Below are 22,438 nucleotides of genomic sequence, written 5' to 3' on the forward strand. Positions count from 1 at the left end.
GCCGGCCCCGCGGGCCGAGCCACGTCATCACCACGAACGCAGGGACACGAGAGGCAGCGCACCATGGGAATGGACCCCACAGCATTGGCCCACGGACTCTTCCGGGTCCTTGAGTCGGCTGATCCGGCACTGGCCGCCGACACGGTGCACGAGGACTTCCGTAACCGCGAGGCCGCCGTGGCGCCTCCGGCCTGCACTCTGCCCGGTCCGGCCGGCGTCCTGGCGTCGAGCGCCTGGATGCGATCCGCCTTCAGCGACCTGCGCTTCCCGGTCCTGGGCATCGCGCGCAACGACGACCAGGTCTGGGTGCGGCTGCGTATGCGCGGGCGCCACTCTGGACCCTTCGTCCGCTATCGCAACGGCGTACTGGACCAGGCCATACCGCCCACCGGGCGTGACATCGACTTCGAGCAGATCCATGTGCTCGGCCTCCGCGAGGGCAAGGTGGTGAGCCATGAAGCGGTACGAGACGACATCACCATGCTCGGCCAGCTCGGCGTGTTTCCGCCGGCCCCGCCCACGGCACTGCGCATGGTTGCCTGGCGCATGACGGGGCGAGCCGCCCGCGCCGCAGCCCGCGTGACGGCAGAGGCTGCCGACGCGGCTGCGCTGCTGCACGGCAGACGCGCGGAGGGCCGCTGAGCCGATCGGTCGGCTGTCGGCCTGCGCCGACGCCATGGGAGCGACATCGTCGACGCGGTGCTCTTCCTGGAGACGGCGCCGTTCATCACCGGCGAGATCCTGCACGTCGACGACGGCATGAGTGCCGGACATCGACGGTATGTCAAGTCGCCGACAGGGGAACGGACATGACCACCAGGAACGATGACAAGTCCCGGCGGTCCACCGCGTCAGCACGCTCGCGCCCGCGGACGAAACCGCTCACGGATGCGCCGGCAGCGGCGCGTTGAGGGTCTTCACGACCTGGTCGTAGTCGCCGCGGGCCTCTCCGTAGCGCAGGAACTTCACACGCTCGACCTGGATCTCCCTGGCATCCGGCTGGGATTCGATCAGGTCCATCACCTCGGTGACGAACTCGTCCAGCGGCATGGCGTGTGCGTTCTCCTCGTGGCCGGGCATCAGCGCCGTGCGCACGGCCGGCGGTTCGAGCTCCACGACCTTCACCGAGGTACCGGCGAGCTGCAACCGGATGGACTCGCTGAGCATGTGGATGGCGGCCTTCGTCGCGTTGTAGCTCGGTGTGATCCTCAGCGGGGTGAATGCCAGGCCCGAGGAGACGGTCATGATCGTGGCGTCCGGCCGGGTCTGGAGGTGCTCGACGAACGCGGCGATGAGCCGGATCGGACCCAGCAGGTTCGTCGTCACGGTGGACTCGGCGGTGGCGAGGAACGCTTCGGGCTTGCGCCAGTCCTCGGGGTGCATGACTCCGGCCATCGTCACCAGGACGTCGAGGTCCGGGTGAGCGGCCAGCACCTGCCGTGCGGCGGTGCTGATGCTCGCCGCGTCCGCGGTGTCGATGTGGACGGTGCCGATGCCGGGGTGCTCGGCCGCGATCCGTTCGAGGAGTTCGGTGCGTCGGCCGCCGATGATGACGGTGTTGCCCCGCGCCTTCAACGCGAGGGCGAGAGCGAGGCCGATGCCGCTGGTGGCGCCGGGGATGAAGACGGTGTTTCCGGAGATGTTCATGCCCCGATCCTCACCTGCCCGCGGCCGCGGGTGCAGGGACCACTTATCGGGGGACCGGCGATCCCTGGTTCGTCCGCGGGGGACGGACGACAATCGTTCCATGGACCGAGTAGCCCTGGCCGACTTCCTGCGCCGCCGCCGTGAGGCGCTTCAGCCGGAGGATGTCGCACTACCTCCCGGCCCGCGTCGGCGGACCCCGGGCTTGCGGCGCGAGGAGGTGGCCTCCCTCGCCTTGATGTCGACCGACTACTACACCCGGCTGGAACAGCGGCGTGGTCCGCAGCCCAGCGCTCAGATGCTGGCCTCGCTCGCCCGCGCCCTGCGGCTGACCAGTGGCGAGCGGACCTACCTCTACCGGATCGCAGGGCACCACGCGCCGACAACGCTGTCGGCCCACACGCATGTCGCCCCCGCGCTGCTGCGGGTGCTGGACCGCCTCGACGACACACCCGCGATGATTCTGACCGACCTCGGTGAAACACTGGTGCAGAACCCGATGGCCATCGCCCTCTTCGGGGACGCCTCACGGCACACGGGGTTCGCCCGCAGCGCGATCTACCGTTGGTTCACCGATCCGGCCGAGCGCTCGATCTACCCCGAGGCCGACCACGAGCGGCAGAGCCGTGCCCAGGTCGCCAATCTGCGGGCCGCCCACGGGCTGCGCGGACCGGGCTCGCGCGCCGGTGAACTCGTACGCACTCTCCAGAGGACGAACGCGGAGTTCGCCGAACTGTGGGACCGGCACGAGGTCGCGCAGCGCTTCGAGGACCACAAGACACTCCTGCATCCCGAAGTCGGTCCGATCGAGCTGGACTGCCAGGCGCTGTTCACCGAGGACCAGTCCCAGACTCTTCTCGTCCTCACCGCCACGCCACGCACCGAGAACTACGAGAAGCTGAGCCTGCTCGCTGCCCTCGGCCTGAACCGCTTCACGGAGGCGGAGGCGTGAGCAGTCGTTGTCTTCCTGCGTTCACCCGTGTACGGCCGTGAACTGGCCGACCTCGGCATGCACGAGTTCATGAACGCCAAGACCGTCTGGGTCGGCGAGTGACGGGATGGAGGGCGCGACGATGAACAGTTCGAATCCGGCGTCCTCCGGACGCGACCGACCCATGGTGGCGGTGCTGGGGATCGGCACCATGGGCGCGGCCATGGCCAGGAACATCGCGGCGGCGGGTCTGGCGCTGCGCGTGTGGAACCGCAACCGTGCCCCGGCGGAGGAACTGGCCGACACGGGAACGGAGGTCTGTGACAGCCCGGCCGACGCCGGCAGCGGGGCGGACGTCGTCCTGACCCTCCTGGCCAACGAGAAGGCCGTCGCCGAAGTGATGGAACAGGCCCGCGACGGCCTGGACCCCCGCACGGTGTGGGTGCAGTCGTGCACCGTGTCACCCGAGGGCCTGCGCTACGACCTCCTCGCATCGGCCGGTCCCCTGCTGTTCGTGCTCCCGCCACCGGACGACGCGCTCATCGCCCCCGCGGTCGAGTTCATGCTGGCCGGACTGCCGCAGATGCAGGGCCACGAACTCGACGCAACTGTGGACGAACCTCTCGTGCTCGACCTGACGGGTCCGGGCGGCACGACCGTCACCGTGCTTCCCGCCCAGGGTCCGCACGAGCATCTGAGCGTCGTGCCCGGAGACACGGGCGCCACCACCCGCGTCCGCAGCACGGCGGGCAACTTCGTCTCGTGGGGCACGACCCGGACACCCTGGCGCGAGAGCTGCGAGATCACCGGCGACCCAGCCACCGCGGAGCAGTTCCTGGACCGCTTGAACATTGTCTGAGGCAGCCACCTGGAACACCGGCATCGTCACGGCTGTCCCCGCCTTCCGCCCTCCGCCTCGCGTCGGCGTTATGTGAACTACGGCTCGCTCTGCGCCCGACACCCGTCCGCAGGTGCGGAAGCCGGTTCTGGAGTACTTTTGAGGCGGTGCTGTAGACATCGCAGTGCCCGCTCCGGAGGGCATGGAAACACCGGAAAGTGCCCTGTGCCGGAAGCCGTACATCCCGACATGCTGCTCAGTCTTCCCGCTGTTCGGAAGGGGTCCCATGTCTGCACAACCCAGCATCCCGGCCGAGTCGCTGAATGGCCGTGTCGCGGTCATCACGGGAGCCTCCAGCGGAATCGGCGAGGCCACAGCCGAACAACTGGCAGCACAGGGTGCTCGCGTCGCAGTCCTCGCACGGCGCGCCGAGCGGCTCGACAGTCTGGTCGACCGCATCGAGAAGAGCGGCGGGCACGCTCTGGCACTCGCCGTGGATGTGACCGACACTGCCGCCGTTCAGACAGCCGCGGACCGTGTGGCCGACGACTTCGGCGATGCCGACCTGCTCGTCAACAATGCGGGTGTGATGCTTCCCGCTCCCATCGAGGAGCGTGCGACCGACCAGTGGCAGCAGCAGATCGACCTCAATATCACCGGGCTCATGAACGTGATCGCTGCCTTCACACCTCAACTCGTCAGGGCAGCCGAGGACCGCGGCGTTGCCGATCTCGTCAACATGTCCTCGATCGCCGCACAGAATATTTTCCCCAACTTTGCGGTGTACTCCGGCACCAAGGCTTTCGTCACTCACCTCTCCCGGCATCTGCGTGTCGAGCTCGGGCCCAAGAACGTACGCGTGTCCGCCCTTGAACCCGGGATAGTCGGCACCGAATTGCAGAGCCACGTGACCGATGAAGGTGCCCTGCAGTGGCTCGCCTCCTCCAAGGAGAGCGGCATGGCCTGGCTCACCCCCAAGGACATCGCCGATGTGGTCGGATTCCTTACCGCTCTCCCTTCGCACGTCAATCTCCAGCAGGTCACCATCATGCCTACCGCACAACCAAGTTGAACCGAAGGCATGCCATGGAGCCGAAGGCCGGCGGCGTGCTCGTCGTACCGTGCCGAGGCGTCGGCGAGTGCCCCAGCACCCGCGAAGCGCGGCGGAGCGATCCCTGCGGGACTTCGGTGTGCGATCACAGAGTTCGGAGGTGAGCATGCAGCGCCGTTCAGATGGTGGGCAAGGACGCCAATGCTCGTACCACTGATGTCGGGCCGATCCTGAGAAGGTTTCCACCCATGAGAATGCCCGGTGCCAGAGCCAGGCGCTCTGACAGCGACGTCCGAGGAGGCCGCTCAGCCGGCTTGTGGCCGGTCAAGGCAACGCGATGGGTGCGGGGGCACGACCCGGGACTGTCGGCACTGCGGCGCGGGCTGCGGGCTGCCATTATCTCGCCTTCACTTCTCGCGCTGTCGCTTTATGTGATCGACAGCCAGACCGTGGCGGTGTTCTCGGCCTTCGCGCCTTTCGTGCTGATGATGTTCGTGGATTTCACGGGCCCGATGCGCGAACGAGTGGCCGAGCAGAGCGCTCTCGTGGTGGCGTCGATCGTTCTGGTGGGCCTGGGCAGTCTCGCCGGCCAGGTGGTCTGGGTGGCGGGCGTCGTGACCCTGGTGATCGTCTTCGCCATCTTGTTCTGCGCGATTCTCAGCTCCGTCCTGGCCGGTGCCACCACTTCGCTTTTGATCAGTTTCGTACTCCCGGCGACGCTGGTCGGACCGATCAGCTCGATCCCGGAGCGGATTGCCGGGTGGGGTATGGGGGGAGCGGCCACGGTCGTGGCGGTTGCCTACATGTGGCCTCGGCCGCCATGGGAGCCGCTTCGCGCCGTGACGGCGCGGGTGTTCTCCTTGGCGTCGCGGCAGTTGCGGGCCGAGGCGGACTGCGCCGGGACGCCGTCCTCGCAGACTCCGCCGGTGCCGGAGTGTGTCGCACAGGAGACGACCGACGCCGTCGCCGCGGTCATGGAGGTCTTCCTCGTCGCTCCGCACCGCCCTACGGGCCTGTCCACCACCGCTCGAGCCATGGTCCGGCTCGTCGACCGGGTCGCTTGGATGGGGAAGTTGCTGGAGCGGTCTCCACCGCCCCCGCGGCACATGGCTGTCGGGGAGGCGGTGAGTGAGGTGGAGCGGGCCGCGGCGGTGCTGCTGGAACATGCGTCCGCGGCTCTGCTCGCGTCGTCCTTGCCGGCCGCGGGCGGACAGGGCGGCTCAGGTTCGGAGCGGGCCCGGACGGGCGTCTTGGCCGAGGAGACCGCCCGCCTCGAGACCGCTCGGGCCAGGCTGGAGTCGGCGGTGACCGATTCCTTTCCCGTGAGGCAGGCCGCTGCTGAGGGTGAGCCGCTCACCGCGCTCGTCGGCTCGCTGCTGCCGGCCTTCCGCGCCCAGCGGATGAGCTTCGTCTGCGCGGTCATCGCCGCGGATGTCGATCTTGCGGTCAGCGCGCGTCATCGCACCTGGTGGCAGCGGCTGTGGGGCCATCGTCCCGCGGGAGACCAGACCGGCATGGGCTCGGCTCGACAGCGTCTGGTGGAGCATCTGAACCGTCACTCGGTGTGGCTGCACAACAGTGTGCGCGGAGCCGTCGCGTTGGCGATCGGTGTGGTGCTGGCGCAGGTGACCGGAGTGGAACACGCTTTCTGGGTCGTGTTCGGCACGCTGGCCGTGCTGCGGACCAACGCGGTGAACACAGGACAGACCATCGGTCGTGCGCTGTTCGGCACCGTGGTGGGCTTCGTCGTCGGTACGGCGCTCATCGTCGCGCTCAGTCCATACCCCGTCGTGCTGTGGTTGCTGCTGCCACCGGCGATCATCCTGGTGGGACTCGAACCGTCGGTGGCCTCGTTCACCGCGGGGCAGGCCGGGTTCACCATCGTCCTGCTCATCCTCTTCACCATCGTCCAGCCGGTCGGCTGGCGTGTCGGGCTGGTACGCGTCGAGGACATGGCGCTCGGCTGTGCGGTGAGCCTGATCGTGGGGCTAGTGTTCTGGCCCCGTGGAGCGGCTGCGGCCCTGGGGCGGGCTCTGTGCGAGGCTTTCGGTGCCGGCGCCAGGTATGTGGGTGCTGCGGTCGAGGACGGACTGACCCGGCCGGACCGGTCCGGCGTGCCTTCTCCGGCGGCCGCCGAGGAGCGGCGAGAGGCCACCGCTGCCGCACGGATCCTGGACGATGCCTTCCGGGGGTACCTGGCCGAGCGCGGGACCAAGCGGCTACCACTGTCGGACGTGGTCTGCCTGGTCAACACGGTCACCGCCCTCCGGCTCACCGGTGATGCGGTCGTCGATCTCTGGGCCGGTGCAGACCGCGTCGCGGGGACGTGCAGCACGGCACGCTCGGGGATCCTGGACGACAGCGACGCGGTCCTCGCGTGGTACGAGACCTCGGGCCGTGCGCTGGTGGGGGCGGGTGATGTTCCGGTTGATGTGATGACGGGTGTGGTGGCAAGTGCGGAACTGTGGGGTGCGCTGAGCAGGGACGTGGTCGGTGCTTCTGCCGACGGTATGGTTCCGGTCGCAGTACGGGAGGTGTGGACGGCGGATCATCTGGATGCGCTGCGTCGTCTGCAGACGCGTGTCCTCGGGCCGGTGGAGGTGGCGGCGAGGGAGACGGCGGCTTAGCTTGGCTCAGTCGGGCACCCGCGGAAGCGTTGGCGCACCGGGGTCCACGGACCCTGCACGGATCTAGATGCGCGAGTTGCGCAGCGACTGCCGCACTGCGCCGGCCAGGGCCCGCGTCGCCCGAGGGACCGACAGCTGCTCGTGCTCGCGGTACAGGGCCCAGTTGTACTGCACGAGCGAGAGCTTGTTGGAGGACAGTGATCCCGCCTGGTGGGCCCTGTACACCGCAAGCGGCTCGGCCAGGCCCCGGGCGTCAGCGCCGTCCCGCATGATCGACAGCCAGAGGGCGTAGTCCTGGCGCTTGCGCATCTCCGGCATCAGCCTCGTGCCCAGGACATTGCGGTCGTACATGGCGGTGAGAGCACCGATGTGGTCCTGGACCAGCATCGCGCGGTAGTCCACGTGCTCCCGCGCACGGATCACGCGCCCGTTGGGAACCCAGTCGGTGCTCTCGCCGTCGTAGGCGGCGTCCATCTTGAAGTACGAGGTGAACGTCAAAGGCGCATCGCCTTCCGTGGCGAAGGCGAGCTGCTTCTCGGTCTTCTCCGGGAGCCACATGTCGTCGCTGTCGAGGAAGGCGATGTAGTCCCCGCGGGCCCGCTCGATCGCGAGGTTGCGGGCCCGGCCGGCACCGCCCCGCTCGGGTGCCGACTTCGGCAGGACACGCTCGTCCTGCTCGGCGAACTCACGGAGCAGGTCCATGGAACCGTCGGAGGACTGGTCGTCGGTGACCAGCAGCTCCACGTCGCTGTGGGTCTGTGTGAGCACTGATCGGACGGCTGCGCCGAGGGTGGCCGCCGAGTTGTACACGGGCATCACGACAGACACCAGGGGCACAGCGCTTCTCCTTGCCGGACCAGGAACGACGGTCCATTCAAGCACCGCGATCGAGCCGGAGCTGCCATGCGTGTTGTTGTCGCTGGTCAGGCCCTACGGGATGAGGTCTCCCGGAGGGCGCCCCCCGGAGGAATCAGTCGATCACGGCGGAGCGCCAGGTCTCCTCCTCGGCGTCCAGGAGAGCCGCGAGGAGTGCGGGGTCGGGCAGCGGACCGTGGTCGGCGGCGACCCTCAGCGCCGAGGCCGCGGTCAGATGGCCGAGGCGCAGGGCGCGGTCCACGGGCAGCTGCCGGAGCAGGCCGCCGAGGAATCCGGCGGCGAACGCGTCGCCCGCGCCCACCGGTTCGGCGACCCGTACCTTCAGGGCGGGCACGCGGTGGACGGCGTCGCCGACGAATGCGGTGGCCGCGCGGTCCCCGTCCTTCACCACGAGGACGTCGGGCCCGGACAGGAGGTCACGAACCCCTTCGGCATCGGTGATCCGGTCCCCCCACAAGGCCTGGGCCTCGTCGAGGCCGACGAGGACGATGTCGGCCGAGTCCGCGAGCGGGCGCAGCACGTCGGCCGCGGAGCGGCCGGACCACAGGGCGGGGCGGTGGTTGACGTCGAAGCTGACGGGCCACGGGCGGTCTGGGCGCAGCGCGCGCTCGACGAGGGCCCGGCAGCCGGGCGACAGGGCGGGGGTGATCCCGCTGAGGTGGACCAGCGCGGCGTCCGCGAACGCCGGGTCGTCGAGGACGTCAGGGGTGAGGGCCGAGGCGGCGGAGCCGGCGCGGTGGTAGTGGACGCGGGTGCCGTGTGCGCCCGGGTCCTTGAAGAGCAGTCCGGTGGGGCGTTCCGGGTCGGTGCGGACGCCGCTCACGTCGACCCCGCCCGCGGCGATCCGGGCGCGGACGCGACGGCCGAAGGGATCGTCGCCCACCGCGGAGACCCAGCGGGCGGGAACGCCGTGGTCGGCGAGGTAGAGGGCGACGTTCGACTCGGCGCCCGCGATGTCGACGCGCAGCAGGTCGGCGCCGTCCAACGGCCCCAGGGGGTCCGGGGCGAGGGCGGCCATGGTCTCGCCGACGCAGGTCACAGGACCGTGCCGCAGTGGCCGATCGGTGTTCATGGTGGGCTTCCTAAGGGGTGTCGGCGCGGTCCGGCGGGGCCGGGGCGGAGGAGATCGCCGGGCGGTACGGGGCGGCCGGGATGCCGGGCACGTCGACCCGGACCGCGAGGACGGCACCGTCGAGCGGTCCCGGATCGGGCAGGCCGATGCGCGCGCTGGTGACCAGGAGCGTACGGCCGTCCGCGCCGCCGAGGCAGAGTCCCGCGGGCTGCCCGACGGGCAGTTCGACGACCCGGTCGAGGCCGCCGTCGGGCCGGTAGCGGTGGACCTGCCCGGCGCCCCAGACCGCGGTCCACAGGAAGCCCTCGAGGTCGGTGGTCATTCCGTCGGGGCTGCCGGATTCCAGGGCGACGAAGGGTTCGGGTGTGCCCGGGTCGCCGGTCGCCGGGTCGACCGGGTAGCGGCGGATGACGCCCCGGGCGCTGTCGGCGAGGTACATGACGGTTCCGTCGGCGTTGAAGGCAGGCCCATTGGGAATCGTGATGTCCCGAAGGACGCGGGTGACGCGGCCGTCGCGGTCCAGGCGGTACAGGGAGCCCGCGTCCTCCGTCGCCTCGTACGCCATGCTGCCGGCCCAGAAGCGGCCGTGCGGGTCGGCGACGCCGTCGTTCATCCGCATCGGCACGCGTGAGTCGTCCTCCGGGCGCCCGATCCAGTCGACGCGGCCTGCGGGGCCGATGTGGCAGATGCCGGTGCCCGCCGCGGCGATCCAGTGGCCGGGGCGACCTTCCACCGGTGCCACGGCACCCAGCGGGCAGGACAGTTGCGTGATCCGCTCGAGCGGTTCGTCGGGCCCGTCGGGCAGGGCGAGCAGCCTGCCGGTGAGGATGTCGGTGAGCACGGCGCGGCCGTCCGTCCAGCGGATGCCCTCGCCCAGCTCCAGACGGTCGCTTCCCAGGACCGGGGGAGTGGTCACGGGCGTTCCTCCGTGCGGACGACGTCCAGGAAGGCACGGGCGCGCTCGCGCAGGGCGGTGAGGTCGCCACCCGCCGCGGCGTCGCCGATCAGGGGAGAGCCGACGCCGACGGCCGTGGCCCCCGCGCGCAGGTAGTCGGCGGCCGCCGCGGCGTCCACTCCTCCGACCGGTACGAAGGGCAGGTCCGGGAAAGGACCGCGCAGGTCTCGTAGGTAGCCGGGCCCCCCGGCGCTGCCGGCCGGGAAGAGCTTCAGGGCGTCGGCGCCGAGCCGCTGGGCCTGGAGGATGTCGGTGGGGGTCATCACGCCCGCGAGGACGGGGAGTCCGAGTTCCCGGCCGGTGGTGATGGAGTCGCTGACCGCCGGGGTGACCAGGAACGCGGCGCCGGCCTTTTGGGCGGCGTGGGCGTCGTCGGAGGTGAGCACGGTTCCGGCGCCGAGCATCGCGTCGGCGCCCAGCGCGGCACGGGCCCGGGCGATGACGTCGAGCGCGTCACGCCCGGAGAGCGAGACCTCGATGAGGGCGACCCCCTCCTCGGCGAGGGTGAGCACGGTGCTCAGCGCGGCGTCCGGGTCGCTGCCGCGGACGATGGCGAGCAACCGGTGGGCACGCAGCGCGGCGAGCAGGTTCATCCGGATTCCTTTCTGGTGACAGGTGTTCAGAGGCGGCGGGTCTGGTGACGGGTGTTGAGTGTTGGCCGGGCTGGTGACGGGTGTTGAGAGCTGGCCGGGCTGGTGACAGGTGTTCAGAGGCGGCGGGTCTGGTGACGGGTGTTGCGAGTCGGCCGGGCTGGTGACTGGCGTTCAGAGGCGGCGGTCCGCGGTCACGGTCAGCCGCCAGGTGACCTCGCCGCTCGCTGGCACGACCGCGGTGTCGCCTTCGCCCGCAGTGGCGCGGTCGAAGACGCGCCCGAGCATCGGCTCGACGCCGATCGAGCGGTACGGCGCGTGCTGGGGGAAGCCGCCGAGGTTGCGCCACAGAGCGACCGCGACCGGCTGTCCGTCGGCCTCGACGGACAGGTGCAGGGTGTCGGTGCCGTCGTGCACGGACACCCGGGAGGTCAGGACGACCGCCCCGACGGCGCTGGCGTCGTCCGGGCCGAGCCGGTCCAGGGGTACGCCGTCGACGGTGGGCCAGGCACCGGTGACCCATCGGTGGCCCTCGTCCGGGTAGAGCCGTGCGAGGGCCGGTCCGGCGACGCCGATCCGGGCGGCCGCGGAGAGGTCCAGCAGGGCGTGGGCGGCCCAGACGAAGCGGTAGCCGGGCTCGGCGGCGAGCGTGTAGTCGGCGACGACCGCGTTCCCCCGCTCGCCGATGCGCCGGGTCAGCCGGAAGTCGGGGCACTCCACGGTGTCCTCGTCCCCGGTCCGCCGCCAGGACCGCGACCAGGCGTCCCCGTGGTCGGGCAGTCCGCGCACGGTGGGCACGCACTCCTCCAGCCCTCCGGCGTCGGCGAAGACATCACCGGGCCGGACCAGGTGGCGGCGGGGTTCGTCGCGATGCCACAGCCACTCGCGGTCGCCCGCGGTCAGCGATGTCCAGCGTCCGCCGTGGTCCACGTCGGTGGCGACACGGACGGGCAGCGAGATGACGCTCACCATTCGGCGAAGGAGCCGTCGGTGTGCCGCCAGACGGGGTTGCGCCAGGCATGGCCGGACCGGTCGGCACTGCGTACCGCGTCCTCGTCGACGGCGATCCCGAGTCCGGGCAGTTCGGTGCGGTGCGCCTGGCCGTCGACGAAGCGGAAGGGCTCGGTGTCGACCAGGTAGGACAGCAGGTCGGCGTCCTTGTTGTAGTGGATGCCGCGGCTCTGTTCCTGGATCAGGAAGTTCGGCGTGGCGAAGGCGACCTGCAGGCTCGCGGCGAGCGCGATCGGACCGAGCGGGCAGTGCGGCGCCAGGTGGGCCCCGAAGGTCTCGGCGAGCGAGGCGATCCTGGTGACCTCGGATATCCCGCCGGCGTGCGACAGGTCCGGCTGGGCCACGGCGATGCCGGCCGTCAGCACCGGGAGGAAGTCGGCCCGCCCGTAGAGCCGTTCACCGGTGGCGAGCGGCACCGGTGAGGCGGCGACCAGGCCCGGCAGCAGGTGTCCCTGCTCGGGCAGGACGGGCTCCTCGACGAACAGCGGGTGCAGGGGGGCTATCTCGTGCAGCACGCGCCGCGCGTTGGCGGCGCTGAAGCGTCCGTGGAAGTCGACGGCGACGTCCCGGTGCGGGCCCAGTACCTCGCGGGCGGCCGCCACGCGCTCCACGACGGCGGCCGTCTCGGCGGGGCTGCCGATCGGCGGGGTGCGCCCGGCGGCGTTCATCTTGACCGCGGTGAAGCCGGCCTCCACCTGGGCGGTGACCTCCTCCTTGAGCCGGTCCGGTTCGTCGCCGCCGACCCAGGCGTACACCCGAACCGTGTCGCGGACCGGGCCGCCGAGCAGGGTGTGCACCGGCACTCCGAGGGACTGGCCGGCGATGTCCCACAGGGCCTGGTCGAGGCCGGCGACGGCGCTGGACAGGACCGGCCCGCCCCGGTAGAAGCCGCCCTTGCTCAGCACCTGCCAGTGGTCCTGGATACGCAACGGGTCCTGGCCCACCAGGTACTCCGACAGCACCTCGACGGCCGACCGGACCACCTCGGCCCTGCCCTCCACCACCGGCTCGCCCCAGCCGACGACGCCGTCGTCGGTCTCGATACGGCAGAACAGCCAGCGGGGCGGGATGAGAAAGGTCTCGACGCGCGCGATCTTCACTGTGCCTGGCCGTCCTTCTTCTCCGGTGAAACGTCCGCGCCCTGCGGCGCCTGCGGGCCGCTGACCCTGTCGAGATCGCGCGACGCCTGGTCGAGCAGGGCGCGCATGGCGTGTTCCGCGGCGTCCGGGTCCCGGTCGCGCACGGCGTCGAGGACGGCTCGGTGGCTGGGGACCGGGTCCTCGCTGTGCGGGGCGCTGTGCACGAGCTGGTCCCGCTGGGCCAGGCCCGACTCGATGACCATCTCCATGCGTTCCAGCAGCTCGTTGTGGGTGGCCGCGAGCAGCGCCCGGTGGAAGGCGAGGTCGGCCTCGACGGCGTCGCTCGCGCCCTTCTGGTGACCCATGGCGGTCAGGGCCGCCTCCAGCGCCTCCAGGTCGGCGTCGGTGCGACGGTCCGCCGCGAGGCGTACGGCCGCGGGCTCGATGATGCCGCGGACCTCGCCGAGGTTGCGCAGCAGTGCGGTGTCCGCACCGGTGGCGCTGCTCTCGGAGAACTGCCAGCGCAGCATGTCGGCGTCGAGCAGGTTCCAGTCCGAGCGGGGCCTGACGAAGGTGCCGCGCTTCTGCCGGGCGTCGACCATGCCCTTGGCGGCGAGCACCTTCAGGGCCTCGCGCAGGGCGGTCAGGCTGACGTCCAGCTCGCTCTGCAGGGCCGCCATGTCGAGCGTCGCTCCCTCGGGGATGGCGCCGCTGAGCACCCGGTGGGCGAGGGCCTCCACGGTCTGGCCGTGCACCCCGCGGCGTGCGTAGGGCCTCATAGGTATGCCTTTCTTGCTGTTCGGTCGGTGGCTGGAGCGGTCGGTGTGGTGTCAGGCCGAGGACTTGGTGACGCTCCAGCCGCCGTCCACGAGCAGATGCGATCCGGTGATGTACGAGGCTTCGTCGGCGGCGAGGAAGGCGACGGCGGCGGCGACTTCCTCGGGGGTGCCGAAACGGCGGGCCGCGGTCTCCGCGACGCTGAGCTCGCGGTCGGCCTGCGCGACCCGGTCCCACGCGGCGGTCAGGATCGGCCCCGGCAGTACCGCGTTGACGCGGACGTCCGGACCGTACTCGACGGCGAGTTGACCGCACAGGGAGAGCAGGGCGCCCTTGCTCGCCGCGTACGCGGGGTGGCCGGGGATGCCCCGGTGGGCGTGGACGGAGGAGACGAGCACCACGGACCCGCCGTGCGCGCGCAGATCCGGCAGTGCCGCCTTCACGCCGAGGAAGGCACCGGTGAGGTTGACCGAGAGCTGCCGCTCCCAGGAGGCGAGCGTGGTCTCGTGGGCCGGCGCGACGGCCACCGTGTACGCGTTGCTCACCAGGACGCCCACGGGCCCGAAGCCGTGCGCGGCGGTGACGACCCGTTGCCAGTCCTCCTCGCTCGCGACGTCGGCGGCCACGAACACGGCCCTGGCCCCGTCCTTGCGCAGCCGCTCGGCGGTCTCCTCACCGCGCTCGGCGGCGATGTCGACGAGGACGACGGCCGCGCCCTCCGCGCTCAGGCGGGCCGCGCAGGCCGCGCCGATGCCTGAGGCGGCGCCCGTGACGACGGCGACACGGTGGGTGAAACGGGCGGCTGGATTCATGGGGTGGATCTTCTCCTGTTCGAGGGGCCTGCGGGGCGCGGATTCGTCCGCTGTCGTCACTGACGGGTCAGGACGGTCAGCTCCGCGTCGTGTTCGGGGGTCCAGGCGTACGGCAGCCCCGAGTGCAGCAGATGAGCGCCGCTGTAGCGGGTTCCGGTGGCGGTGTCGGTGTAGACGGACGCCGGGGCGAGGCCGCGCAGGCGCAGCCGGGCCGGCCGTCCGGGCACCAGGGGCGCGCCGTCCAGCGGTCCGGTGTTCCAGGCCGTCACCACCACACGGGCACCGCCTCGTTCCTCGAACTGGACACCGCACGTCGGGTCGGCGGGGCTGCCCAGCAGATGGACCTCGCCGTGGTGGACGACGTCCCGGACCTCCTTGTACCGGGCGATCCACCGCGCGGCCTCGGCACGCTGCCCCGGCGTCCAGTGACGGATGTCCGCGCCGATACCGAGCACACCCGCCATGGAGTTGACGAAGCGGAAGGCGAGCGAGCGCGGCCGGGCATCGAAGACGCCGGGGGCGTCCGTGACCCAGGAGCTCATGGTGTGCGGGGCGTGCGCGTGGAGGTAGCCGTACTGGATGCGCAGCCGGTCCATGGGCGCGGTGTTGTCGCTGGGCCACACCACATCGGTGCGGGCGATGGTGGCGTGCTCGACGCGGGCGCCGCCGCCGGCGCAGCCCTCGACCGTGACGTGCGGATGGGCGCTGCGCAGATGGTCCAGGACGCGGAGATAGCCGGCGACGTGCGCGGCGTCCAGGTCCTGCCGCTCCGGGTCGGGACCGTCCGGGTGGCCCGGGCGGCCGCGTTCGGTGGGAGGCCGGTTCATGTCCCACTTGAGGTAGCCGATGGCGTGGGAGCCGAGCAGCCGGTCCAGGGCGTCGATGACGAACTCCTGGACGTCCGCACGGCCGAGGTCGAGCAGGAGCTGGTTGCGTACGAGTGTCACCGGGCGGCCGTCGATCCGGTACACCCACTCGGGGTGCTCGGCGTACAGCTTCGAGCGGGGGCTGATGCCCTCGGGCTCGACCCACAGGCCGAAGTCCATGCCGAGGGCGCGTACGTCCTCGACGAACCGGTCGAATCCGCCGGGGAATTCGGCCGGGTCGGGGTGCCAGTCGCCGAGGCCGCCGGTGTCGTCGGGGCGGCCGGTGAACCAGCCGTCGTCGACGACGAAGAGTTCGGCGCCCAGCTCGGCGGCGAGAGTGGCGAGTTCGAGCTGGCCCGCGGCGTCGACGTCGAAGCCGGTGGCCTCCCACGAGTTGTACAGGACCTTGCGCGGACGGTCGATGCGCTCGCCGGTCAGCTGCCGCTCGTAGCGGTGCCAGATGCGGGCCAGGCCGTCGAGGCCGTCCGGGCTGAAGGCGCAGGCCAGGCGGGGCGTGACGAGGGTGGTGCCGGGGGCGAGGCGGACGGCGCCCTCGTGGGGCACCCGGCCGGCGCGGACCCGCACCGCGCCGCCGGGCTCGGCGTCGGCGGTGATCCGCCAGTTCCCGGACCACTCCAGCGCGAGGCCGTACGTGGGGGTGGCTCCCTCGGCGGGGAAGGCGGCGTCCTGGACGGCGAGCCAGGGGTGGTAGGCGTGGCCCGCCGAGCCCTGGGTGCTCTCCATCTCGAAGCGCCCGCGCTGCAGTTCCACGTGCTTGAGCTGGAACTCCTGCGACCACTGGCCGGCCAGGTACGTCAGCCGCGCGCCGCCCTGGACGGGCACGTTGACGGCGGCGGAGTCGAAACGCTCCAGCCGCATCTCGTCCTCGCCGGTGCAGGCGAGCTCCGTCCAGCGCAGGACGACATCGGTACCGGGCACCGTCTCGTAGCACAGCGTGGTGCGCAGTCCGAGGAGGTCGTCGGCGAACTCCAGACGCAGGGCACGGTCGCCGTCCTGCGTGGCGCCGTCGAACCGCCACCAGCTGCCGCGGTCGCCGCCGGGGCGGGAGGCGATCAGGTCGGCGCCGGTGAACGGCCGCAGCCCGTACGGGATGTACTCGGCCGGGGCGGCGTCGGCGGGGGTGATGAAGTGGGTGCGACGGGACCAGTCCATGGGCGACGGTCCGTCCTCGGCGCCGTGCGGCCCCCACGCGGCGAGTTCGGCCCAGCGTCCGTCGCCGCCGAGGGTGACGGCGTAGGTGGTGGTGTCGGTGCGCAGCAGCCACCGGTCGGGGGCGGTCACTTCACGGCTCCGAGGTTCAGTCCGGCCACGAAGTGGCGCTGGAAGCGGAGGAAGACGGCCACGGTCGGGGCGGCGGCGATCACCGAACCGGCCGCGATGACGTTCCACATGGACACGTACTGGCCCTGGAGTCCGATCAGTGAGGCGGTGACGGGCATCTGGCTGTCGGTGCGCAGCACCGTGATGGCCCACAGCAGGTCGTTGAAGATCCAGGTGAACGACAGGGCGGTCAGCGCCGCCAGTGCGGGGCGGGCCAGCGGCAGGATGATCCGCCAGTAGATCTGCCACGGGCCCGCGCCGTCGATGACGGCGGCCTGCTGGATCTCGCCGGGGATCGCCCGCATGAAGCCGTGCAGGACGAAGACGTAGAAGCCGACGCCGAAGCCGACCTGCACGCCGACCAGGGCGTACAACTGGTCGTAGATGCCGAGTACTTCGCTCAGCTTGGAGACCGGGATCAGCAGGATCTGCGGAGGCAGCAGGTTGCCGCCGAGCATGAGCAGCAGCAGGACGCGCCGGAAGGGCAGGTCGTAGCGGCTGAGCGCGAACGCCGCCATGGAGGCGAGGCCGAGCGAGAGCGCCACGGTGGGCAGGGTGACCAGCATGCTGTTGATGAGAGCGCGCTGCTGGCCGCCGTCCACCCACGCCTGGCGGAAGCCGTCGAGGGTGAACGAGTGCGGCCGACTGCCCACTCCGTGAGCGGCGATGTCGTCGAACGTGCGGGTACTGGTGACCAGCACGAGGACGATCGGCAGCAGCCACAGCGCGGACAGCGCTCCTGCGGAGAGGTGGAAGCCGGCCGTGCGCAGCCTGCGGCCGTCCAGGACGGGGCGGCGGGGCGTCGCGGTGCGGGTGGGTGCGGCGCGGACCTCGGTGTCCTCGGCGTGTGCGGCCGTGTGGGTGGCGGTCATCAGTCGGCCTCCCGGAAGGCGCGCACGAGGTAGCTCACGATGACGCCGAAGGCCAGGACGAAGATGACGACGGCGAGTGCGGAGCCGTATCCCAGGCGCAGGGACTGGAACGCGGTGGAGTACATGTAGGTGCTCAGCAGTTCGGAGGAATGGTAGGGGCCGCCGCGGGTGAGCGCCCATACGACGTCGAAGGAGCGCAGCGAGTCGATGACGATCACCGACAGGACGACCGCGTTGACGCTGCGCAGCTGCGGCAGGGTGATGTGCCGGAACTGCTGCCAGCGCGTGGCGCCGTCGACCTTGGCCGCCTCGTAGAGGACGGGGTCGACGCCCTTGAGGCCGGCCAGGTACAGCACCATCACATAGCCGACCTGGCGCCACAGCGCGGGCACGATCACCGCGTAGAAGGCGGTGTCCTGGTCGGCGAGCCAGGCATGCTGCCAGCCGCCGAGGCCGACGGCCCCCAGCACGTTGTTGATCAGGCCGTCCGGCTGGTACATGGCCTGCCACACCAGCGCGGTCGCGACCAGCGAGAAGACCACCGGCAGGAAGAGCGCCGCCCGGTAGAACCCGATGCCGCGCCTCTCCTTCTGCAACAGCATCGCGGTACCGAGCCCGAGGGCTGCGGAGAGCCCGCCGAAGAGCAGCAGCCACAGCACCGTGTTGACCGCGGCGGTGCGGAAGACCGCGTCGTGCACCATCTCGCTGTAGTTGCCCAGGCCGACGAACTTCGGGGCCGCCAGGCCGTCCCAGGAGGTGAGGGAGAGATAGAAGCCCTGCAGGGCCGGCCAGAAGACCCAGAACCCCTCGGCGAGCAGCGGGACGAGGACGAAGGCCAGGACCACCGGGGGCACCCGGGTGGCCCTGGACCGTCGTGCGGAGCCGATCAGCGCCATCGTCACTGGCTCCAGATCTTCTGTGCGCTGCGCTGCCAGGTGGTGAGGATGGAACCGATCTCCTTGGGCTTGGCCAGGTAGTGCACCAGGGCCGTGTCCGCGGTCGGCTGGAGCGCGTCGCTGGAGTCCCGGTTGAAGAACTGGGTGAGCTCGGCGGCGCTCTCGATGAGCTTGCGGCCCTTGACGACGAGCGGGGTGCCCGCGTCCTTGGCGTCCGGGTGGGTCGGCAGCGAGGTGCCGGACGAGCTCTTGAGGTAGAGCTCCTGCGCCTCGGCGGTGGCGAGGTAGCGCATCAGCTCCTTGACGTCGTCGGCACGTCCGGTGCGGGCGCTGGCGAAGTAGCCGTCGGTGGGCGCCTCTTCGGCGACCGGCACGTTCGGGTCGATGATGGGGAACTGGAAGAAGTCCAGGTCGCCCAGGGCGTCCTTGGGCGCGGCGTCGGCGAAGAAGGTGCCGATGAGCATCATGCCGGTCCGGCCCTGGAGCAGGGCGGTGGTGGCGTCCTGGAAGGGGATCGCCGTGCCGTTCGGGTCGAAGTACGGGCGGACCTCGTCCCACTTGTCGAAGACCTTGCGGACCTCGGGGCCGTCGAAACGGTGCTTCCCGGCCAGGAGTTCGCGGTGGAACTTGGCGCCGTTGACGCGGATGTCGAGGTAGTCGAACCATGCGGAGGCGACCCACGGGGTGTCGCCGCCGGCGCCGAGGCCGATCGGGGCGACGCCCTTGCTCTTGAGCTTGTCGCACAGGTCGAGGAACTCGTCCCAGGTCTTGGGCTCCTGCACGCCCCACTTCGCGAAGTTGGACTTGCGGTAGAACATGCCCCACCAGTAGTAGCTGGTGGGCACGAAGACCTTCTTGCCGCTGGAGGCCGAGGTGGACAGGCTCTTCAGCGCGTCGGAGTAGCCGGAGAGCTCGGGCTTGGTCCAGATGTCGTCGAGGTCGAGGAGCAGGTCCTTCTTGGCGTACGACTCGGCGACGGAACCGGGGTACCAGGTGTAGACGTCCGGCGGGTTGGCCGACGTGAGGTAGGTCGGCAGCTGCGTGCGGAAGGTCTCCGAGGCGACGGTGTTCAGCTGTGCCTTGGCGTCGCCGCGCTTGTCGAAGGCGGCGACGATCTGCTGCATCGCGGTCTTCGCCTGCGGCGAGGAGAGGTTGGACTGCAGGGTCACGGGGCCGCCGGACTTACCTCCGGAGGCGGACTGGCTCTGGGTGACGCAACTGCTGAGCAGCGCGCCGGCGCCGACTGCGCCTGTTCCTATGAGGAATCTGCGGCGGGTGGCGTTGAAGGCGGTCATCTGTGCACTCCCTTGGTGCCCATGGAACGGAGCTTGAGGCCCCCTGACGGCCCGGCTCAGGGCGCGGCAGGCACAGCTTGGCTCAGGGGTCAGAGGGCCGTCAAGATTAATTAGTAATTTATTTCGTGGAGGGTGTGCCCCAGGGCGGACAAGCCCCCGGGGTACACCCGTTGCCGCGGTGTGAAGCCGGATCGGGCGGTGGTGCGGTGGTGCGGTGGTGCGGTGGTGCGGTGGTGCGGTTCGAAGCGGGTGGAACCTGCTTGAACCTGCTGAAACCGGCTGAAACTTGATGGAGCCGGATCGAGCGGATTGAGGGGGTCGAGGGGGTCGAGCGGGTCGAACGCGGAGCTCAGAGCTCGGTCTGGTGGACGCGTCCGTCCACTCCGCGGAAGGCGGCCAGCACGCCGGCGTCCGGCCCGGCCGCGGCACCGAGCGCCCCGTCGAAGGCGCCGCTGACGAAGGTGTCCACCTTGCTCCAGCCGGCCCAGCCGCCGGATGCCGTCCAGCTGCGGGTCCAGAGCGTGTAGTCACCGGCACGTGCGTACAGGTGCACCGTGCCGCCGGACGCCACCAGCGTCGGGCTGCCGCTCACCGTGCCGCCGAGGGCCGTCCAGTCCGACCACTTGCCGGAGGCGTCACGCGTCCGCTCCCAGACCGCGTCGTCGGAGGTGCGCACGGCCACGTGCAGGCGGCCCGCGTCGTCCACGACGCCCGAGGGGCGGCCGTAGAACGCCGTGTCCTGCGGGGCGCCCTGCGAGGTCCAGCCGGAGGCCGGGCCGCGCGACCACAGCCTGCCGTCCGCGCCGCGGGCGACGAGCGTCCAGTTGTCCGGGGCGGCGAAGGCCACGGTCGGCGCGTCCGTCAGGGTGCCGCCCAGGCTCTGCCAGCGACCCCAGTGCCCGTTCGCGTACACGCGCCGGTAGGCGGTGTCGTCGGCGCCGCGCACGAAGACGTCGATCCGGCCGCCGGCGGAGGCGTACGCGGCGGGCTGGCCGAGGATCCGGCCGTGCACCGGGCCGCCCAGATCGCTGCTGCGGGCCCTGGACCAGTCACCGCCACGGGCCGTCTGCGCCCGCAGGGACCCGTCGGTGCCGCGGGTGAATACGGTCATGGTGTCCCCGTCGCGCACCAGGGCCGGGCTCGCCGAGGCGCGGCCGGGCAACTGCACGCCGGGGGCCTGGTCGGTGCCGGTCAGCTTCAGGAACGCGGTGCCGTGTGCGGGGACGCGCACGGTGTACGAGCCGGTGAAGGTGCCACGTGAGGTGCGGGCCCGCAGATCGCGGACGTCGACCTCGCCCGCCAGGCCGGCGTCGGCGAACTTCACCGTGCGGTCCTGCGCCTGGTTGGAACGGTTGAGCAGGACGACCGCCCGCCTGCCCGCGCCTTGGAGCACCTTGCTGTAGACGTCGCCGACGGAGTCGGTGGCCACGCGGGCGCCCTGGATGCCCAGCGGGTCCTGGTCGACGGCGATGATCTCGGGATTGCGCAGGGTGTCGAGCATGGACTGCGACAGGGAGCGCGGGTCGCTGCCGAGCATCAGCGGCGAGGCCATCTCGGCCCACATCACGAACTGGGTGGTGGACTCCTCCTGGTCGAGTTCGTAGCCGCCGTCGGCGAGCTTGCGCATCGGGATGAGGTAGTCCGGGTCGTTCCAGTGCCCGGGGCCCTGAGCCTCGGGGTGCCAGGCGTTGGCATCCATGTTGCGCAGGATGTTCGGCCACTCCCCGGCCGTCGGGGTGCCCCAGGCGATGTCGGTGCCGGTGCGCCAGGAGTCGGCGGTCGTCGGCCCGTAGACGAAGGTGTTGTGCGCGTCCTGCGCGGGGGAGTGCGACATGCCCCAGTCGTCGGTGAGCGGGTTGCACACGTTGAGCAGCATCTTCCGGCCGGACTTGGCGACGGCGTCGCTGAACTCCTTGAAGGCCGGGCCCGGGTCGAGTCCGGCGCCGATGCCGCACAGGAAGTCCGCCTTGATGGCGTCCACCTTCCACTCGGCGAACTGGCGCGCGTCCTCGGTGTAGTGGCCACGGCTGCCGAGCCCGCACCACTTGCCGCCGTCGTACTCACCCGCGTCGGTGTAGATGCCGGCCTTGAGGCCGCGCTTGTGAAGGTACGTCACCAGTGCGGGGATGCCGGAGGGGAAACGCGTGGGACTGGCCACGAGCCGGCCCGTCTCCGGGTCGCGCGGCTGGTCGGCCTGCCAACCGCCGTCCAACCAGACGACGTCGTATCCGCTGTCGCGCAGTCCGCTGCTGACGAGGTAGTCGGCGACCTTCTTGACCTGATCCTCCGTCGGGGCGCCGAGCCCGTAGTAGGTGTTCCATCCCATGTACGGCGTGGGGGCGAGGCCGCTGTCGTAGTACTGCGGCGCACCCTGGTCGTCCGCGGCGTGCGCCGTCGGAACAGCCGACCCGACCAGTACCGCGGCGCCGAACACCGCCGCGGTCCGCCGCACACGCGCCATCTCTGCACGATGCGAAGTCACTTGTCTCTCCCGAGAGTTGGGGGCATGAGGCACCCCCGCTCCGGCTGGTACGCCGGGGGTCGGTGCCACGGCGGAAACCCTGCCGAGGCCCCTGAAGCCTGTCAATATTAATTGCTAATTAACTTAAAAACGGGATCCCGGAGTGACGTAGCCGCCTCTGGGAGGGCTGAAGGGGCATGCGAAGTGGGCGGATTGCCGTTTACGCCCAGGTGTGTTGATCACGGGCGCTGTTGACGGCCACGGGGCTCGATCACGGCGAAGGCCACCGGTGTGGTGGCTCTTCGCCGTTGGGGTACCAGTCCGAGCTGCAGCCCTGCCCGTATCCAGCGCATCGGCCAAGCGGCGCAAGGAGGCCCTGCCGGGTCGACGGCCGTTTGTCATGGTGTCTGCCGCCCCGACAGGTCGTCCACCACCTGGTCCCCG

Annotated in this window: 19 protein-coding genes; 5 read left to right on the plus strand and 14 right to left on the minus strand. The window is 70.9% G+C overall.

Going from position 1 to position 22,438, the window contains the following annotated elements; genetic code table 11:
• Positions 1–69: 69 nt before the first annotated feature.
• Positions 70–642, plus strand: coding sequence for an ester cyclase (locus ACZ7OY_RS24550; RefSeq protein WP_471913344.1), 573 nt, complete (start codon positions 70–72; stop codon positions 640–642).
• A gap of 240 nt (positions 643–882) precedes the next feature.
• On the opposite strand, the gene ACZ7OY_RS24555 is transcribed toward ACZ7OY_RS24550, so the two are convergent.
• Entirely contained in the window at positions 883–1,647 is a 765-nt protein-coding gene (locus tag ACZ7OY_RS24555) for an SDR family oxidoreductase (RefSeq protein WP_471913345.1), read from the minus strand.
• Positions 1,648–1,747: 100 nt separating this feature from the next.
• Here ACZ7OY_RS24555 and ACZ7OY_RS24560 point away from each other — a divergent pair, with 100 nt between their 5' ends.
• From ACZ7OY_RS24560 to ACZ7OY_RS24575, 4 genes are all read left to right on the plus strand, one after another.
• On the plus strand, positions 1,748–2,596 hold the full coding sequence (locus ACZ7OY_RS24560; protein WP_471913346.1) for a helix-turn-helix transcriptional regulator: 849 nt from the start codon (positions 1,748–1,750) through the stop codon (positions 2,594–2,596).
• 121 nt (positions 2,597–2,717) lie between these two features.
• Entirely contained in the window at positions 2,718–3,434 is a 717-nt protein-coding gene (locus ACZ7OY_RS24565; RefSeq protein ID WP_471913347.1) for an NAD(P)-binding domain-containing protein, read from the plus strand.
• A gap of 265 nt (positions 3,435–3,699) precedes the next feature.
• Positions 3,700–4,485, plus strand: a complete 786-nt coding sequence (locus ACZ7OY_RS24570; RefSeq protein ID WP_471913348.1) for an SDR family oxidoreductase — start codon at positions 3,700–3,702, stop codon at positions 4,483–4,485.
• Positions 4,486–4,805: 320 nt separating this feature from the next.
• Entirely contained in the window at positions 4,806–7,091 is a 2,286-nt protein-coding gene (locus ACZ7OY_RS24575; protein WP_471913349.1) for an FUSC family protein, read from the plus strand.
• 63 nt (positions 7,092–7,154) lie between these two features.
• On the opposite strand, the gene ACZ7OY_RS24580 is transcribed toward ACZ7OY_RS24575, so the two are convergent.
• The 13 genes from ACZ7OY_RS24580 to ACZ7OY_RS24640 form a co-directional block, all read right to left on the minus strand.
• Positions 7,155–7,928: a glycosyltransferase family 2 protein gene (locus ACZ7OY_RS24580; protein ID WP_471913350.1), complete on the minus strand. Its 774-nt coding sequence runs from the start codon at positions 7,926–7,928 to the stop codon at positions 7,155–7,157.
• Positions 7,929–8,061: 133 nt separating this feature from the next.
• A complete protein-coding gene (locus ACZ7OY_RS24585) occupies positions 8,062–9,039 on the minus strand; it encodes a sugar kinase (protein WP_471913351.1) in 978 nt (325 codons plus the stop codon).
• Between the two features lie 10 nt (positions 9,040–9,049).
• Positions 9,050–9,955: an SMP-30/gluconolactonase/LRE family protein gene (locus tag ACZ7OY_RS24590; RefSeq protein ID WP_471913352.1), complete on the minus strand. Its 906-nt coding sequence runs from the start codon at positions 9,953–9,955 to the stop codon at positions 9,050–9,052.
• Entirely contained in the window at positions 9,952–10,587 is a 636-nt protein-coding gene (locus ACZ7OY_RS24595; protein WP_471913353.1) for a bifunctional 4-hydroxy-2-oxoglutarate aldolase/2-dehydro-3-deoxy-phosphogluconate aldolase, read from the minus strand. Before ACZ7OY_RS24595 ends, ACZ7OY_RS24590 begins: the two co-directional genes overlap by 4 nt.
• Before the next feature lie 171 nt (positions 10,588–10,758).
• Complete coding sequence (locus tag ACZ7OY_RS24600; RefSeq protein WP_471913354.1) at positions 10,759–11,556, minus strand: hypothetical protein; 798 nt, start codon at positions 11,554–11,556, stop codon at positions 10,759–10,761.
• Positions 11,550–12,695: a galactonate dehydratase gene (dgoD, locus tag ACZ7OY_RS24605; RefSeq protein ID WP_471913355.1), complete on the minus strand. Its 1,146-nt coding sequence runs from the start codon at positions 12,693–12,695 to the stop codon at positions 11,550–11,552. The genes ACZ7OY_RS24600 and dgoD overlap by 7 nt, the downstream gene beginning before the upstream one ends.
• Positions 12,692–13,453 (minus strand): FadR/GntR family transcriptional regulator, encoded by a 762-nt coding sequence (locus ACZ7OY_RS24610; protein ID WP_471913356.1) that lies wholly within the window; start codon positions 13,451–13,453, stop codon positions 12,692–12,694. Before ACZ7OY_RS24610 ends, dgoD begins: the two co-directional genes overlap by 4 nt.
• Before the next feature lie 51 nt (positions 13,454–13,504).
• On the minus strand, positions 13,505–14,263 hold the full coding sequence (locus ACZ7OY_RS24615) for an SDR family NAD(P)-dependent oxidoreductase (protein WP_471913357.1): 759 nt from the start codon (positions 14,261–14,263) through the stop codon (positions 13,505–13,507).
• 56 nt (positions 14,264–14,319) lie between these two features.
• Positions 14,320–16,431, minus strand: a complete 2,112-nt coding sequence (locus ACZ7OY_RS24620) for an alpha-galactosidase (protein ID WP_471913358.1) — start codon at positions 16,429–16,431, stop codon at positions 14,320–14,322.
• The gene (locus tag ACZ7OY_RS24625; protein WP_471913359.1) at positions 16,428–17,342 is read right to left on the minus strand and encodes a carbohydrate ABC transporter permease; all 915 of its coding nucleotides are present in this window, start codon (positions 17,340–17,342) and stop codon (positions 16,428–16,430) included. Before ACZ7OY_RS24625 ends, ACZ7OY_RS24620 begins: the two co-directional genes overlap by 4 nt.
• Positions 17,342–18,238, minus strand: coding sequence for a carbohydrate ABC transporter permease (locus ACZ7OY_RS24630; protein WP_471913360.1), 897 nt, complete (start codon positions 18,236–18,238; stop codon positions 17,342–17,344). Before ACZ7OY_RS24630 ends, ACZ7OY_RS24625 begins: the two co-directional genes overlap by 1 nt.
• Before the next feature lie 2 nt (positions 18,239–18,240).
• Complete coding sequence (locus ACZ7OY_RS24635) at positions 18,241–19,533, minus strand: ABC transporter substrate-binding protein (protein WP_471913361.1); 1,293 nt, start codon at positions 19,531–19,533, stop codon at positions 18,241–18,243.
• Between the two features lie 349 nt (positions 19,534–19,882).
• The gene (locus ACZ7OY_RS24640; RefSeq protein WP_471913362.1) at positions 19,883–21,994 is read right to left on the minus strand and encodes a DUF8189 domain-containing protein; all 2,112 of its coding nucleotides are present in this window, start codon (positions 21,992–21,994) and stop codon (positions 19,883–19,885) included.
• Positions 21,995–22,438: the final 444 nt, after the last annotated feature.

It is taken from the genome of Streptomyces sp. NPDC107559 (assembly GCF_055657365.1).